Origin of the sequence: Leptotrichia sp. oral taxon 218, assembly GCF_018128225.1 — a bacterium.
Lineage (GTDB): Bacteria > Fusobacteriota > Fusobacteriia > Fusobacteriales > Leptotrichiaceae > Leptotrichia.
The window spans coordinates 896,326-913,135 of the sequence record NZ_CP072377.1 but is presented as its reverse complement, the minus strand read 5'-3'; the positions used below and the strand labels follow the sequence as shown (position 1 = coordinate 913,135).

Here is a 16,810-nt window from a genome sequence, read left to right as displayed (position 1 = left end):
TTATAAAATTAAATTTATAAAATTAATCTTTCTATAATTAAATAAGTTTAATATTGTTTAAATTATTTTATTTAAAACTTTCTGGTAATTTTTCTCCACCCAAAATATGATAATGCATGTGAAAAACCGTCTGTCCACCATTTTCATTGATATTTGTAATAACTCTGTAACCATCTTTGGAAATCCCTAATTCACGAGCAATTTTCGCAATTGTAAGTTGTAATTTTCCTAATAACAACACATCTTCTTCAGTTGCTTCATCCAAATTCTTAATTTCTTTTTTAGGTATTACAATGACATGAACTTTAGCTTGTGGCTGAACATCGTAAAAAGCTAAAAAATCATCATCTTCATAAACTATATTTGCTGGTATTTCTTTATCTATTATTTTTTTAAAAATTGTTGACATAACTTTCTTAATCCTCTCTATTCTATTTTATCTTTTTAATTTTTTCTATTTTTTTTATTTTTTTTAACCTATTCCATTTTATTTTATTTTATTTTTATTTTTATTTTTTTTTATTTTTTATTTTTTATCTTTTTATTTCTTTATATTTTTTTTATCTGTTTTTTATTATTTTTTTATTTCACTTCTTTTTTTTCTTCTATCTTTTATATTTTTATTATATTTCTGTTATATTTCTATATCTTTCTTATTTTATCCCTATTCAATTATTTTTTTAAATCTCATTTAATTTTATTTTTTAATTAAATCAAAATTATTTTTCTATTTTACTAACTCTTCTAGCGTGTCTTCCTCCTTCAAATTCAGTATTTATAAATGTTTCAACACACGCAAGTCCCAATTCATCTCCAATTACTCTGGCACCCAATGCAATAACATTCGCATCATTGTGAAGTCTAGCAAGTTTTGCTGTAAATTCATTGTGAACAAGCGCTGCTCTAATTCCTTTGATTTTATTTGCTGCAATCGAAATTCCAATTCCTGTTCCACAAATAAGAATTCCAAATTTAGCTTCTCCATCCAACACTTTTTCTCCAACAAGTACAGCAATATCAGGATAATCAACTGATTCCAAAGAATCCGTCCCAACATTAATAACTTCGTGTCCTCTTTCTTCGAGTGCCTTTACTAATTTTTCTTTAAATTCCACTCCCGCATGATCATTTCCAATAACTAATTTCATAAAAATCCTCTTTTCTAAAAAATTTTTTATATGTTAAAAATTAATCTTATTTTTTCAAAATCTCTAACATTTCTTTTGAAATTCTTTTTAACTTTCCGCTTTTATCAACAAAAACATTCACTGTTTGCGCTTTTGCTTTTAAAACTTTGTTAGAATCGTACATTTCATAATAAAACTTTATTTTTATATTATTAATTTCTTCAATCTTTACAAAAACTTCAATTTCATCGTCATACTTAGCCGAATCAATATATTCAATATTAAGCGTCTTAACTGGCAGAATAAATCCCATCTCTTCTATGCTTTTATATGGAAAAATATCTCTAAAATATTCAGTTCTCGCCATTTCCATCCACTTTAAATAATTTGAATGATAAACAACTCCCATTTTATCGGTATCATAATAATATACTCTGAGTTTAAAATTTTTCATAATTTTATTTCCTTGTTTACTAAATATTATATTTTATTTTTTTTATTATTTTTTATATTTTTTTATTTTATTTTTCAAATTTTTTATTTTTACATTTCTTTTATTTCAATTTTTACAGATCTTTTGTCTTTTTTTGCAATTGAAGAAATAAGGACACGAAGTGCTGTTATAATTCTCCCATTTTTTCCAATTACTTTTCCCATATCTTCTTTTATCACATTAATTGTAACATCAATATGTCTACCTTTCTCACTACTTTCAATCGTATAATTTTCTGTAGAATCCAATAAATTTTCAATCCAAAAATTTATCGTTTCAAAATATTTACTCATTCTTTTTTCTCTCCTGTCTTTTAATTTTCTTTTTCACACTTAAATAATACAATATTGTAAGTTATTTTGTCAATATTATTTTAAACAAATCTTTATAAACAAGTCTTTAAAGATATTTTTTATTAATTTTCTTCAATTTTTTTAAAAATTAATAATTTTTTTAATTTTTTTTATACTTTACAAAAAACCTTTAATAATCAACATTCTATTGAATTTTTTCTCATTTTTTTGCTGTTTTTCTAAGATAAAAATAAATTTTATCAAACAATATAAAAAGTGTGTATTGCTATAATAAGTATACCAAAGTTCAAAGGTAGATAGGAGGTTACAATGAAAAAAATATTGATACTAGCTGGAGCTTTGCTTATTTCTGCAGTATCTTTTGCAGACTTAGAAAGTACAATCAAGAATCATTACAAAAATACTGATTTAACTATAAAAAGAGAGGTGGCGCCTGCGAATAGTTATAATAGCTATGCTAATCCTACTTCAAATGCAGTAAGAGATAAAGTTATCAGTTTTGCGCAAACTAAATTAGGTTCGCCATATGTATGGGGTGCTACAGGACCAAATACATTTGATTGTTCTGGCTTCGTTGGTTATGTTTTCAAAAAAGCTGCTAATGTAGACTTACCTAGAGTTTCAAGTTCACAAGCCGCATATAAACCAAGAATTTCATCAATGAACATGAAAAAAGGTGATTTAGTATTTTTCGAAACAACTGGAAAAGGTAGAATTTCACATGTAGGAATTTATATGGGAAATAGCCAATTTATTCATGCTTCTTCTGGAGGTAGAAAAGTAATGGTTTCTAGTTTAGACAGTAGTTTTTACAACAAAACATTCAGATGGGCAATTAATCCATTTGCTTAAAAATTGACAATTTGCATTTAATTTAGAATTTATTTTTTACATTATATTTATATCAAGTTTTCTAATACTTGTAAATCAATTAGAAAAATCAATATAATTTTCAAATTGTAAAATTGAAAATTAAAATAAAAACTTTGGAAGAGGTAATATCTATATTTTTAGATATTATCTCTATTTTTATTTTTTATAAAAAAAAGAATCTAAAATTAAGATTCTTTATAACTTTTTTATTTATTTTTTTATAATTTTTTTATCAACTCTTTTAAATAATCTTTTGCTCTATCTTTTAATTCTGGATGTCTAAGTCCAAATTCAACATTTGCAACAAACATTCCAAATTTATCTCCAGTGTCATATCTATTTCCATCAAAATTATAGGCATACAATTTGTCCTTATCTTTTTTCATAGCCAAAATTGCATCTGTCAATTGAATTTCTCCACCTTTTCCTGGTTTTGTATTTTTTAAATATGAAAAAATTTCCGGCTCTAAAACATATCGTCCCAAAGCTGCCATTCTGCTTGGTGCTTCTTCAATCGAAGGTTTTTCAATAAAGTCTTCCACCATCACCGTTTTTGCGTCAATTTGATTTTTAGGTTTTATAATTCCATATTTAGAAACATTTTTTTGTAAAACTTCCTGCACTCCCAAAATATTTCCACCATCTAACTCACTGTACTTTTCAATTAACTGTTTTGTCACAGGAACTTCTCCTTTAGATTTATCAGTATAAATAATATCATCTCCCAGAAGTACAACAAATGGCTCATTTCCGACGAATGCTTCGGCACAGCTTATTGCATGACCTAATCCAAGCGGTTTTTTCTGTCTTACATAATAAATATTGGACATTTCGGAAATTTTATTCACTTCTTTAAGCAATTCTAATTTCCCAGTTTCTTCCAATGTCTTTTCCAATTCAAAAGAATAGTCAAAATGATTTTCAATTGAAACTTTATTTCGACCAGTAATAATCAAAATTTCTTCAATTCCAGAATCGACTAATTCTTCCACCAAATACTGAAGTGCCGGTTTATCAACGATTGATAGCATTTCTTTTGGCTGTGCTTTTGTTGCAGGTAACACTCTTGTTCCAAGACCTGCTGCAGGAATAACGGCTTTTCTAATTCTTTTCATACTTTTTTCTCCTTTTTCTCCTTAATGATTTTTTTTAAAAATAAATTTCATCGCTGTAAGTCACAGAATCCAATCTATCAAATAAAGATATTCTGTCAAACAGTACTTTTCCTTGAGTACTTCCGACCATTCTAAAAGTTTTTGATTCCATATCATAAATTAATTTTCCAATTACAAAAAATTTATTTTCATCAATTTGACCGTAAAATCTCACAACTTCACCATCTGGAAGGTCTTCTTTTTTTATTTTTGAAGTATTTATAGATTTCAAAAAATTTTTATATTCATCTAATTTTTTATAAAAATTTTCTTTAAATTCAGAATTTGTCGTATTGTTGTCAACTTTAATTGCAACACCTATATTTAAGTCATAATTTCCGTCTTGCAACAAATAATATGCCATTTTTGTTCCATCAGAATCACAGAAAATTTCACCAGCCTTATTTCCAGCTTTTATTTGAGAAATTACTCTTTTTAAAAGGTCATCTGATTTATTTATAAATTCGCAAGAATTAACTTTTGTCAATTCATTTTGAGGTTTGTCTATAACATTAGCTTCTACTCCTACTTTCCCAAAAGATTGTAAACTAAGTCCTGCAATTAAAAATACTATTAATTTTTTCATGTTTTTTTATCCTTTCGTTTTTTCCTTGTTGTTTAATTATATAATATTTTTTTAATTTTCACAACATTTTTTATTTTTCATTAATTTTTTTTATTATCTAAAATAAAAAATTTTATATTTGATAAAAATTCTCTAAAATGCGATTTTGGTATAAAAATCAAAGGTGTTTTGGCTGGTAATCCGTAAAACTTATATCCTTCTCTTTCATATCCCAAAGATTTTGCAATATTTTTCGCTCTAAAAATATGGTAGTTATTTGTCACAATTAAAATATTTTTTTTATTTTTTTGCGGATTATCTTCTTTTATTTTTTTTAGTGAAAATTCAAAATTTTGAATGGTGTTTCGAGATTTATCTTCCAAAATAATTCTTTCTTCAGAAATTCCTAATTTCAAAAGTTCTCTTTTAATCGCAAGTGCCTCTGAAATTTTTTCATTAACTCCTTTTCCTCCAGACGCTATAACTTTTACCAATTTATTCTTATGTAAAAATTCACTAGCTTTTTTAATTCTCTCTACAAGAGACTGGCTAGGTTTTTCACCATAAACTCTAGCACCTAAAATAATTACATAATCTATATTTTTATTTTCACAAATTAATTTTTCATCATTTTTATATTCTTTTACCACAAAATATTCTTCCAAAATAAATGCCACAAAAATCAAAATAATAAATATTTTCAAAACAGTAAAAATTATATTTTTCATAAATTCTCCAATTTTTTATTTATTATTGCTTTTTTTTTATAACTAAAATTACGATATTTTTATTTATTATACAACAAAAAATGATTTTTTCAAAACATTATTTTTTTATAGTTAAATAAAATCAAATAAATTTTAATAAATTTAATTTATTTAAAATTAATTTTATAAAATTAATGTCCGATAATGTTTTTTCTTTAAATAAAATTTTTTTTAATAAAATAAAAAAGAAAAAATTCAAAATTTCTTCCTTTTTTATTTTTAAATTTTCAAATTTATTTAACTAAAAAAAATTAATTACTGATTTTCAAAACCACCCGTATATAATTGATAATAAGTTCCTTTTTGTGCGATTAATTCCTCATGATTTCCTCGCTCTATTATTTTTCCTTGATCTAAAACCATTATCACATCTGAATTTTTTATTGTTGAAAGTCTGTGCGCTATTACAAATACAGTTCTTCCAACCATTAATTTATCCATTCCATCTTGCACAATTTTTTCTGTTCTTGTGTCAATGCTGGAAGTCGCTTCATCCAAAATTAATACTGGCGGATCGGCAATTGCTGCTCTTGCTATTGACAAAAGTTGTCTTTGCCCTTGAGAAAGACTTGCACCATTTCCACTTAAGACTGTGTTATAGCCATTTGGCAAATGAGTTATAAAATAATCCGCATTTGCTAATTTTGCAGCGGCTCTCACTTCTTCATCCGTCGCATCTAATTTACCATATCGTATGTTATCAGCAACTGTTCCAGAAAATAAATTTGTATCTTGCAAAACTATTCCAAGTGAAGCTCGTAAATCTGACTTATGAATTTTATCAATATTTATTCCATCGTAACGAATTTTTCCAGAATTAATATCATAAAACTTATTTATCAAATTTGTAATCGTAGTTTTCCCAGCTCCTGTCGCTCCAACAAACGCTATTTTCTGCCCTGGCTTTGCAAATAAATTTATATTGTGAAGTACTGTTTTATTTTCATTATAACCAAAAGTTACATCTTCAAAGACGACATCTCCCAAAAGTTTTGTATAAGTTACTGTTCCATCTGAATGAGGGTGTTTCCAAGCCCATTTTCCAGTATGTTCTTTTACTTCTGTAATATTTCCGTGTTCATCAATTTTCACATTTATCAATTTTACATAACCTTCATCTTTTTCGGAAACTTGATCTAGCAGCTCAAATACTCTCTGTGCTCCTGCTGCTGCCAATATAACTGAAGTTAGCTGCTGTGCAATTTGAGAAACTGGCTGATTAATCACTTTTATAAACTGCAAAAACGAAACTAATCCACCAAGTGTAAATCCTGCAATGTTATTATAGACAATTATTGAACCAATAACGGCAGTCAAAACAAAATTAATATTTCCCAAATTTCCCACCGCAGGTCCCAATATATTGGCATATTTCATCGCTTTGTCGGCACTTTTAAATAATTCTTCATTATACTTTTCAAAATTTTTTTTCGCTTCTTCTTCATACGAAAAAACTTTTACAACCCGCAATCCTTCGATTATTTCTTCAACATATCCGTTTACAGCTCCAATATTTTTTTGCTGTGCGACATAATTTTTTGAACTTCTTTTAGAAATTTCTTTTGTCGTAAAAATCATTACGATTATCATAAAAACGACAAAAAAAGTAAGTGGCACATTTAAAATAAACATAGAAATTAAAACTCCAATAATTGTGACAATTGATGAAATTACCTGTGACAAGCTCTCCACCATCATCGCTCTTAAAGTGTCAATATCAGTTGAATAAACACTCATAATATCCCCATGCGCATTTGTGTCAAAAAATTTTATTGGCAAACTTTCCATATTGACAAAAACATCATCTCTTAAACTTTTTAGTGTTCCTTGAGCGATATAAATCATCATAAGTCCATAAATATATGAACAAATGACTGCAAATCCATAAACTGCTATCATTTTGGAAATAATCGCCAAAAGAAGTGAATAATCAATACTTTTATGTAATTTATATTGTTTTACGCTTGGCACGATAAAATTGTCCATCAGCTCTTTTGTAAACATTGTCCCACAAACCATTCCAAGGGTGCTTAATAAAATAAATATTATAACTAATACAGTCAAAATTTTATTATGCTCAAACATATACTTTAAAAGTCTGAGTAAACCTTTTATTTGAGATTTTTTTGAATCTTTTTTCTTTTCTTCTAGTTCTTCTTTTCTTTCTTTTTTATTTTTTTTCTCAATTTTTTTCATTATTTTTCACTCCCTTCTGTCTGTGATTCGTAAATTTCTCGATAAATCTGACTAGATTTGATTAATTCTTCGTGTGTTCCAAAATTTACGATTTTTCCTTCATTCATGACAATAATTTTATCTGAGTCAATTATTGACGAAATTCTTTGTCCGATAATTATTTTTGTAATATGTGGAATTTCATTTTTAAACGCATTTCTTATTAATTTATCCGTTTTCGTGTCAACTGCGCTTGTTGAATCATCTAAAATTAATATTTTAGGATTTTTAAGCAGTGCTCTTGCGATACAAAGTCTTTGTCTCTGTCCACCAGAAACATTTGTCCCGCCACGCTCTATATAAGTATCGTATTTATCAGGAAATTTTTGGATAAATTCATCAGCTTGTGCCAATTTACACACATGCTCAATTTGACTGTCCGTTGCATTTTTATTTCCCCAACGAAGATTTTCTTTTATTGTTCCAGAAAAAAGCACATTTTTTTGCAAGACCATCGCTACATTGTCACGAAGCGTCTTTATATCATAATTTCTAACATCTTTACCACTTACAAGAACTTCTCCGCTTATCACATCATAAAGTCTTGGAATAAGCTGAACAAGTGCCGACTTTGAACTTCCCGTTCCGCCGATTATTCCAATGGTCTGTCCAGAATTTATCTTTAAATTAATATTTTCCAAATTTAATATTTCAGGATTATTGCTATAGCTAAAGTTTACATTTTTAAACTCAATATCTCCATTTTTAACTTGTTTTATGGGATTTTGCGGATTTTTTATGCTTGGCTCTTCATTTAATACAAGTGCTATTCGTTCCCCTGATTCACGAGATAAAACGATATTCACCATAACCATAGCCATCATAAGCAAACTCATCAAAATATTTGTTGTATACGCAAATAAACTTGTCAGCTGTCCAGTTGTCAAATCTCCTAAAACAATCATTTTTGCTCCTAGCCAAGATAACAGTAAAATACATGAAAATATTGTTAACTGCATTGCTGGTGCAATAAAAACTATCATTCGTTCCCCTTTTAACATCAACTCTTTTAATTCTTTTGTAGCTTTTTTAAATTTATTTGTTTCATACTTTTCTCGAATAAAAGATTTTACAACTCTAATTCCATTTATATTTTCCTGCAAATTTATGTTCAAATCATCATATTTTCTAATTGCACGAGAAAAATAAGGATGAACTCCAAACATTATAAATGCTAAAACGCAGCTTAAAAATATAATTGCAACTAAAAATATAACTGAAAGTTTTGGACTTATTAAAAACGACATAAACATCGCTACAACAAGCATAACTGGCGCTCTGCAAAATGCTCTTATCAAAAGTTGAAATGACATTTGAATATTATTTACATCGGTTGTAAATCTTGTGATAAGTCCAGCTGTGGAGAACTTATCAATATTTGTAAACGAATATTGCTGTATTTTATTAAACATCGCCCATCTCAAATTTTTAGCAAACCCAGCAGAAGCATGTGACGCATATCTTCCCGCCAAAATTCCAGCTGTAAGCGAAACCATCGCAATAACTAGCGTAAATGCTCCAATTTTTATAGTAAAGCTCATATCTCCCTTATTTAATCCCAAATCAATGATTGAAGCCATAAGTGTCGGTATAAGCATTTCCAGAATAGCTTCTAGCGCAATGAAAATTGGCGCAATTAAAGTACTTTTTTTATATTCACCAATATGTGAAAACAATGTTTTTACCATATTCCTTCCTTTCTCAATACTTCAAAAATTTTTTTATATTTTTGAAAGTACATTTTCTTTTAATTTTTTTCTTAAAATAAAAAAAACTAGCAACCTTTATTGCTAAAATTTAAATTTTAATATTTAACTTTAATATTCAAAAATTTTTTTGTTTTGATATTATACCACAATCTTACTTTGAATTAAGTTATACTTTTATAATTTTTTTCTTTTATTTAGAAAAATTCTGATTTTAATTTTACTAAAAATATAAAAATTAATTTGAATTTTTAAATAAAAAGTAGTATAATTATCTAATAAATAAAAATAAAAAAATTAACACTCAATATTTTATAATTATATAATTATAGAAAAAATAAAAAACTAGAGTGTTAAAGAAAGAAGGAAGAAAAATGACTGAAAAAAATTTAAAAATTTTAGGATGGATTGGAACATTACTTTCAGTTTTGATGTATGTGTCTTATGTTCCACAAATAATGGGAAACTTACACGGAAATAAAACTTTTTTTCTACAGCCTTTAGCTGCAACAATTAACTGTACAATATGGACAAGCTACGGACTCTTAAAAGAAAAGAAAGATTATCCTTTGTCAGCAGCAAATCTACCAGGAATAATTTTTGGACTACTTGCAACAATTACAGCGTTTTAAATAATTTAATAAAAAAAATTAAACTCATTAAAATGATCATCTGTCATTTAATTAATGAGTTTTTTTATTTTCACAGTTTTATTTATATTCGTTTAAATCAATTCCTTGATCTAGCGCTGCAAATACGCAACCGCAGTAACATTGTCTGTAAATATCATATTCAGCACACATGTCAACTGAACGCTTGTAGCCATTATTTTTCTTAAAATCCGACGGCAAATATTTTACATCAAAAATTTCTTGAATTTCTAGCCCCAAAGTATTTATAAGCTGACTATTTTTATGTGGACTTAGTGTCAAGGCGCTCCCGAAGTAGTCAAATCCTAATTCTTGCGCTTTTTTAGCCACTATGTCAAGTCTCATTTGAAAGCAAGCCGTACATCTTTTCCCACCTTCTTTTTCATCTTCCAGACCTTTTACAGCACGATAAAAATCAGCAGGTTTATACTCATCTTCAATAAATCCAACATTATTTCCAGTTTTTTTATTAAAATTTTCAATAAATTCCTTCTGCACCAAAGCTCTTTTTTCATACTCAGCTCGGGGATGAATGTTGTTATTGGCGAAAAGTACGGTAACATCGGCATATTGCGTAAGAAACTCCAAAACATAGGTACTGCACGGCGCACAACAGCTATGAACCAATATTTTCGGTCGAATTTCATTTTTTTTCCAATCATCTATTAATTTCCCTAAAATTGTGTGATAATTAATTTTTTGATTTGGATTCATTTTTTCAAGTATTTCTTTCGCATTTTTTATATTTTCTTCTATCAATTTCTTTACTCCTTTTTTTATTAAATTAAATAAAAATGATACTATCCTTTTGTTAAATAGTATCAAATTATTATTTTCTTTTCAAGTTTATTATTTTTTTACAAAAAATTATCTAATTCCAGGATATTTTATGCCATTTCCCCAGTAAATTCTATCAATCATAATAGCTTCTTCAGGTAAGTTTACATCTTTTAGAACCCATTTCTTAAATTCATCAAATCCAGTTCTGTCAACGATATAACCAATATGCTCTTTTGGAAGACTTCTATCTATATATTTATCAACATATTCATAAGTATTTTTCATAATTTTTATAATTGATTCTTCGTCTGCCCACAAAAGCCAATCTTCAGCAAGTCTTGGATTTTGCTTTCCAGTTCTTCCCATTATCGCAAGTTTATAATACTTCTTAGGTGATCTTGTCCACGCTCCTGTAGGACAGTTTAAGACACATTCTCCACAACCTATACATCTGTAGTGATCTCTCACAGGTTTATAATTTTTATATGTAATTGCTCCTGTAGATAATTTTTTACATTTTCTCTCACACATTCCGCATGAAACACATTTTGATTCATCCAGTTCAGGTTTTGCCATTCCAATTATTCCAAAATCATGCATTCTCACTTTTTGACAGTCATTTGGACAGCCAGTTAGAGCAACTTTAAAGTGAAAATCATTTGGGAAGATTACTTTTTCTATTTTTTTAGCCAACTCAGTTGTATTGTAGGCCCCTTTTGGACAAACTTTGTTTCCAATACAAGCCGCCACATTTCTTGTCCCAGCTGCTGCATATCCTTTATCTTTGTCCTTGTAATTAATATCTAACTTTTCCATAATTGGCTGAACCATTTTATTGACTTTTTCAATGTCCTTCCAATTGATTCCCAAAACTTCAAATCCTTGACGAGTTGTAATATGCACATTTCCATCTCCGTAAGTATTTGCTATGTCTGCAACTAATCCCATTATTTCTGCTGTAATAGCTCCACCTGGAACTCTTACACGAAGTGCAGTTTTTGATCTATCTTTTGTCACTCTATATGCATTTTTTGTAACAACTTTTCTATTTAAATCCATACTCATTTTATTGCCTTCTTTCTTAAATTCAAATTTCTAAAAATTTTTTTTAATCCAACAATTTTTGTGCCTTATCATACTTAAATACAGGTCCTTCTAAGCAGATGTATGTTTCATCAATCTTGCAGTGCCCACATTTTCCAACCGCACACGACATTTTTCTCTCAAATGAAACCCATATTTTTTCAACTGGCACATTTAATTTCAAAATTTCAAGACAGGCAAAATGCATCATTATTGGCGGTCCCACTACGATAAATTCAGTTTCATCCATATTTTCAACTTTCAAATCTGGGATATATTTAGTTACCCTCCCTTCGTGAAACTCTTCTTCAGTTTTTCCTAAATTTCTTGCACTTTCAGCATTGTCCAAAGTAACTAAAATCTCGATATTTTCCCTCCAACGAGAAAACTCTTCTTCAAAAATCACGCTTTCATAATTTTTATAACCTACAATTATTTTAAAAGACTTCATTTCTTCAGGATGCTTTGTAAAATATTCAATAATCGGACGAACTGGTGCAATTCCACTTCCTCCAACGACCATTACAATATGTTTATTTTTATATTCCTCAATTGGAAAACCATTTCCGTAAGGTCCACGCAAGAATACTTTATCTCCAGCTTTTAATTTAAAAATTTCGTCAGTAACTTTTCCAACTTTTCTAATCAAAAAATCCAGATATCCTTTTTCCAAGTCAAAATTTGCGATTGAAATAGGAGCTTCTCCAACTTTAGGAAGCGACACTTGCATAAATTGTCCAGCATTTACGCTACTTTCATTATATTCCACACGAAAAAGCCATTCTAAATCCGTTGTCTGCTCTACAAGCAAAACTTTATGCGCTGTTGGCAAATAAACATTTTCCATTAGATTTCACCCCTTTTTTCTTTAGAAATTCTCTTTAGTTCCGCACTTAATTTATTTATGCAGTTTGAAAACGAAATGTATTCAGGACAAGCGTCATCACATCGTCCACACCCTGTACACATTTGATAGCCAAATCTCTTTTTAAAGTCAGAAATTTTATGCATAACTTTAAATCTCATTCTATCTCCATGTCTTTGTCTAAACGAATGTCCACCAGCCATATCAGTAAATCCATTTACATGGCACGAAGCCCACACTCTTCTTCGTTCTCCATTATTGTCATTTTCGCTATAAAATACATCTTGTGTCGTCGTACAAGTACAAGTTGGACAAACGAAATTACATTTTCCACAAGCTATACAACGGCTGTCATATTCACGCCATAAATCTAAATTTATAATATCAGAAAGTTCAATATTGTCTGGAATATCTACATGAATTTCATTGTCAGTTACAAATTCCATTTCAAAGTCTTTTTCTTTATTTTGTGTTTCTTCAAAAAACTCTTTCATTTCGTCATCTTTTATGTCAACAAAAATTTCATTTTCTGTAACTTTGATTCCCAAATTATATTTATCAGTCTTATTAGTTCCCATATCCACGCAAAAACAATTTTCAAATGAATTTGGACATCCAAATACGACAAATTTAACTTTATCTCTCACTTTTTTATAATAAATATCTAAAAATTTGTTATTTAAATAAATTTCATCCACTCTTTTTACTCCGTGAAAATCACAGCTTCTTAAAAATATTAAATATTTTTTATCCTGTTCTTCTGGCATTTTATATTCGTCGCCAGTGAAATAAAACATTGTTTGAGTTATTGGCAGCATTATTTCCTTTGCCGAAAAATGTGATTTTTTATCAAAGCAAATTTCTTCCACTTTATTTATTTTTGAATATCTGATAACAGGCGTATCAGAAAAAGTTCCACGATACGGTATTTCAATTGGAGCATAGATTTCATATTCTTTACTCAATTTTGAAAGTGCCGCATTAAAATTTTCGTAATCTAAACTTATTTTCATTTTTCCTCCCAAATTAGATTTTCTCTCCACTTTTAATTAGTAAAATTCTTTTTATTTATTTTTTTCTCTTCCAATATAGTAATATGCAAAACCGATAAATCCGCCACCAACTATATTACCTAATGTTACAAATAGTAAATTATAAGCGCTTCCTCCCAATGTAACTTTTGCACCGTTTAATAAATTTGCAATCGTAAAAAGTGTCATATTGGCCACACTATGTTCAAATCCACATGTTATAAAAACGAATAAACACCAGAAAACCATTATTAATTTTGCAGTTTCTTCTTTTAATTTTATTCCACAAAGTACAGCAAGTCAAACAAGAAAATTACATAAAATTCCTCTAAAAAATAATTGTCCCGCTGGTGCTGTCGTCTTTGCCACACCCGCTTTTACAAATGCATCAACTATTTGCGGTGTTGCAACTCCTGAAAAAACAAATAACGCTCCACCTATAATTGAACCAATAAGATTTCCAATGTATGAAAATATCCATAATTCAATCAATTCTTTTCCAGTTATTGCTCTATTTAAAAATCCTGCAAAACCAACCATATTATTTCCAGTAAACAGTTCCACACCAAGTGCAACTACCAAACTCAAGGCAACTGGAAAAGCTACTCCCATAACAACTTTAGTTGCCGGACTCTTTCCTAAAAGTCCTGAAATTACAAAAATAAGCATAATTCCAAATCCAATAAACAATCCAGCAAGTCCTGCTGACATTAAATATCTGGATTTACTTTGTTGCAGCAATTCAATTTTACCTTTTGCCGCATTTGAAACTTTAGATACTGTGTCTTCGTGCATAAATATTCTCCTTTTAAATTATTTTTTTCACTTAATTTGATATCAACATTATAATTATTACATATATTTTTTAATTTGTAAAATATTTTTTTATATTTGTTATGGCAATATTTTGATTATAAAATAATTTTTATAAAATTATTTTAAATTTTTATTTTATTTCTTAACTCTTTTAAAAAATTTTTTAACATAAAAGAATCTGCCTTTGGATCATTAATAGCTCTTTTCCAAAACTTGCTTCCTCGCTGTCCAAAAAATAAGCCATGAGTGTGCATTAAAAATAAATGTGGTCTTGTTCCTTCTAGTTCCATCTTTTCCACATATTTTATCATTTTTTCTATAATTTCTTCTCTTGTAATTTTGATATCTTTCCCATAATACTTCCCAAATTTTGTCAAAATCATTGGATCATCATAGATTTTCCGTCCAATCATTACAGAATCAACATGTTCCAAGTGTTTGTCAATTTCTTCAACTGTTTTAATTCCTCCATTAATTTCTACATACAAATCTGGCATTTCTTTTTTTATTTTATAAACTTCGTCATATCTCAAGGGTGGAATTTCTCTATTTTGTTTTGTATCAAGACCAGCTAATACGGCTATTCTCGCATGAATTATAAACTTTTTAACTCCAACTTTTTTTATAATTTCTACAAAATTTTTCATATCTTCATATGTATCAAGCACTTTTTTTGAAAGGTCATCAGGCAATATTTTTGTGCCGTCTATCCCGATTCTGTGCTTTACCGAAATAGGTTTTGAAGTAGCCGAATTCATTGCCTCCAAAATTTGTGCCACTTTTTCTGGATACGCCATAAGACAGGCTCCCATCATATTTCCAGAAACTCTGTCTGACGGACATCCCACATTCAAATTTATTTCATCATAGTCATACTTTTCTGCAATTTTAATAGCTTTGTAAGCATCTTCTGGATTTGTTGCCGCAATTTGCAAAACGATGGGATTTTCAATTTTGTCAAAACCTAAGATGTAGTCTAAATCTCCATTTATAATTGCCTGTGCTGTAATCATTTCTGTATATAAAAGTATATCTTTATTTATCATTCTCACAAAATTTCTAAAGTGTCTGTCAGTTCTATCAACCATTGGAGCGACACTTATTTTATTTTTTATTATATTTTTTTCTTTATCTTTATTCATATTAATATAACACTCCTTTTATTTTATTTTACTTTATTTTTTATTTTTTAATAATTTAAAAAATAGAGCAAAATATTTTTATTTTTAAATTTTTAAATAAAATTCAATTTTACTCTATCTCAATTTTTTTATTTTTTATTTTATTTTTTCAATTTTTTTATTTCTTACATATTTTTTATAATTTTTCTTATTTTTTATAATATTTCATTGCTTCAGGCAAAAATTTTCTCATTGCTTCAACTCTGTTTTTTCCAGATGGATGTGTTGATAAAATTTCGATATTTCCACCACCAATTGATTCCATTCTCTCTTGAGCTGTAATTGCATCTGCTGGATTGTAACCTGCTATTGCCATAAAAATCATACCGTATTTGTCAGCTTCATATTCCTGTGTTCTGTTAAATTTTAATAGACCTATACTAAGACCTTCTGATACAAGCGAAGTTGTCAAATTTCCTGCAAAAAGTCCTGTAACAGATGCCGCAACTCCAGCTAATGCTTGATTACTTGCACCTTCAGAATGATGTCCTCCAATGACATGTCCTATTTCATGCCCCATTACAAATGCTATTCCAGAATCAGTTTTTAATACTGGTAAAATTGCTGTATAAAAAGCGATTTTCCCTCCTGGCATTGCAAAAGCATTCACTTCGTTACTCTTTATCAAATTAAATTCCCAATTTAAGTTTTTTGCTTTGCTCGACAAATTATTGTCTCTCAAATATTGCTCAACCGCTGCAGCCATTTTATTTCCGATTCTTCTAAGTCTTTGTCCATCAGCCGTATCATTTGCAAGTAGCCCTTTTGCACTTGCTTGACTAATTAATTCATTGTAGGAAGACACAGATTTTTCTCTTATGCTTTCGTCACTTACAAGGCTAAGTTGTTTTCTTCCAGTAAGCGGTGCAGTAGTACAGCTTGATAAAACTCCTAAAAGTGTCAAGGTCAAAAGTATTTTGGAACATTTCTTTAATTTCATAATTACACTCCTTTAAATTTAATCTTAAAATTTAATATTTTTTATATTTTACTACAAAAAATAAATTATATCAAATCTTTATTTTTTATTTTTCTATTTCTTTAATTTTTTATTTTTTAATGCTTTCTGTGCTTTCTATATTTTCTATATTTTTTTCACTATTTTTTGCATTTTATTTTATAAATCTTCTTTTTTTATTCTATTATTCTATTCAATTCTATTTTAATTTA

Annotated in this window: 17 protein-coding genes and 1 pseudogene; 2 read left to right on the top strand and 16 right to left on the bottom strand. The window is 28.3% G+C overall.

Annotation, left to right across the window (positions count from 1 at the left end; translation table 11 throughout):
* Nucleotides 1-67: 67 nt before the first annotated feature.
* From J5A73_RS04225 to J5A73_RS04210, 4 genes are all read right to left on the bottom strand, one after another.
* Nucleotides 68-409 carry a histidine triad nucleotide-binding protein gene (locus J5A73_RS04225; RefSeq protein ID WP_211616925.1) on the bottom strand — a complete coding sequence of 114 codons (342 nt, stop codon included), beginning with the start codon at nucleotides 407-409 and terminating at the stop codon, nucleotides 68-70.
* 310 nt (nucleotides 410-719) lie between these two features.
* Complete coding sequence (gene rpiB, locus J5A73_RS04220; protein ID WP_211616923.1) at nucleotides 720-1,148, bottom strand: ribose 5-phosphate isomerase B; 429 nt, start codon at nucleotides 1,146-1,148, stop codon at nucleotides 720-722.
* 46 nt (nucleotides 1,149-1,194) lie between these two features.
* A complete protein-coding gene (locus tag J5A73_RS04215) occupies nucleotides 1,195-1,581 on the bottom strand; it encodes a thioesterase family protein (RefSeq protein WP_211616922.1) in 387 nt (128 codons plus the stop codon).
* An 89-nt stretch (nucleotides 1,582-1,670) separates the two neighbouring features.
* Nucleotides 1,671-1,913: a KH domain-containing protein gene (locus J5A73_RS04210; RefSeq protein WP_211616920.1), complete on the bottom strand. Its 243-nt coding sequence runs from the start codon at nucleotides 1,911-1,913 to the stop codon at nucleotides 1,671-1,673.
* Between the two features lie 330 nt (nucleotides 1,914-2,243).
* On the opposite strand from J5A73_RS04210, the gene J5A73_RS04205 reads away from it, so the two are divergent.
* Nucleotides 2,244-2,786, top strand: a complete 543-nt coding sequence (locus J5A73_RS04205; RefSeq protein ID WP_211616918.1) for a C40 family peptidase — start codon at nucleotides 2,244-2,246, stop codon at nucleotides 2,784-2,786.
* A gap of 239 nt (nucleotides 2,787-3,025) precedes the next feature.
* Here the strand turns inward: J5A73_RS04205 and galU are convergent, their stop codons facing one another.
* From galU to J5A73_RS04180, 5 genes are all read right to left on the bottom strand, one after another.
* A complete protein-coding gene (gene galU, locus J5A73_RS04200; RefSeq protein WP_211616916.1) occupies nucleotides 3,026-3,922 on the bottom strand; it encodes a UTP--glucose-1-phosphate uridylyltransferase GalU in 897 nt (298 codons plus the stop codon).
* Between the two features lie 34 nt (nucleotides 3,923-3,956).
* A complete protein-coding gene (locus tag J5A73_RS04195) occupies nucleotides 3,957-4,547 on the bottom strand; it encodes a hypothetical protein (protein WP_211616914.1) in 591 nt (196 codons plus the stop codon).
* 80 nt (nucleotides 4,548-4,627) lie between these two features.
* Complete coding sequence (locus J5A73_RS04190; protein WP_211616912.1) at nucleotides 4,628-5,254, bottom strand: YdcF family protein; 627 nt, start codon at nucleotides 5,252-5,254, stop codon at nucleotides 4,628-4,630.
* A gap of 294 nt (nucleotides 5,255-5,548) precedes the next feature.
* Entirely contained in the window at nucleotides 5,549-7,489 is a 1,941-nt protein-coding gene (locus J5A73_RS04185; protein WP_211616910.1) for an ABC transporter ATP-binding protein, read from the bottom strand.
* The gene (locus J5A73_RS04180; RefSeq protein ID WP_211616908.1) at nucleotides 7,489-9,216 is read right to left on the bottom strand and encodes an ABC transporter ATP-binding protein; all 1,728 of its coding nucleotides are present in this window, start codon (nucleotides 9,214-9,216) and stop codon (nucleotides 7,489-7,491) included. Before J5A73_RS04180 ends, J5A73_RS04185 begins: the two co-directional genes overlap by 1 nt.
* 392 nt (nucleotides 9,217-9,608) lie before the next feature.
* Here J5A73_RS04180 and J5A73_RS04175 point away from each other — a divergent pair, with 392 nt between their 5' ends.
* Complete coding sequence (locus tag J5A73_RS04175; RefSeq protein ID WP_211616906.1) at nucleotides 9,609-9,866, top strand: SemiSWEET family transporter; 258 nt, start codon at nucleotides 9,609-9,611, stop codon at nucleotides 9,864-9,866.
* 78 nt (nucleotides 9,867-9,944) lie between these two features.
* On the opposite strand, the gene J5A73_RS04170 is transcribed toward J5A73_RS04175, so the two are convergent.
* From J5A73_RS04170 to J5A73_RS04140, 7 genes and pseudogenes are all read right to left on the bottom strand, one after another.
* Nucleotides 9,945-10,598 carry an epoxyqueuosine reductase QueH gene (locus tag J5A73_RS04170; RefSeq protein WP_249069474.1) on the bottom strand — a complete coding sequence of 218 codons (654 nt, stop codon included), beginning with the start codon at nucleotides 10,596-10,598 and terminating at the stop codon, nucleotides 9,945-9,947.
* Between the two features lie 153 nt (nucleotides 10,599-10,751).
* Complete coding sequence (asrC, locus tag J5A73_RS04165; protein ID WP_211616904.1) at nucleotides 10,752-11,729, bottom strand: sulfite reductase subunit C; 978 nt, start codon at nucleotides 11,727-11,729, stop codon at nucleotides 10,752-10,754.
* A 43-nt stretch (nucleotides 11,730-11,772) separates the two neighbouring features.
* A complete protein-coding gene (asrB, locus tag J5A73_RS04160) occupies nucleotides 11,773-12,594 on the bottom strand; it encodes an anaerobic sulfite reductase subunit AsrB (protein ID WP_211616902.1) in 822 nt (273 codons plus the stop codon).
* Entirely contained in the window at nucleotides 12,594-13,625 is a 1,032-nt protein-coding gene (asrA, locus tag J5A73_RS04155) for an anaerobic sulfite reductase subunit AsrA (protein ID WP_211616900.1), read from the bottom strand. Before asrA ends, asrB begins: the two co-directional genes overlap by 1 nt.
* Before the next feature lie 51 nt (nucleotides 13,626-13,676).
* A pseudogene (locus tag J5A73_RS04150) lies at nucleotides 13,677-14,438 on the bottom strand (formate/nitrite transporter family protein).
* 143 nt (nucleotides 14,439-14,581) lie between these two features.
* Entirely contained in the window at nucleotides 14,582-15,601 is a 1,020-nt protein-coding gene (dusA, locus tag J5A73_RS04145; protein WP_211616898.1) for a tRNA dihydrouridine(20/20a) synthase DusA, read from the bottom strand.
* A gap of 187 nt (nucleotides 15,602-15,788) precedes the next feature.
* Complete coding sequence (locus J5A73_RS04140) at nucleotides 15,789-16,580, bottom strand: M48 family metallopeptidase (protein ID WP_211616896.1); 792 nt, start codon at nucleotides 16,578-16,580, stop codon at nucleotides 15,789-15,791.
* Nucleotides 16,581-16,810: the final 230 nt, after the last annotated feature.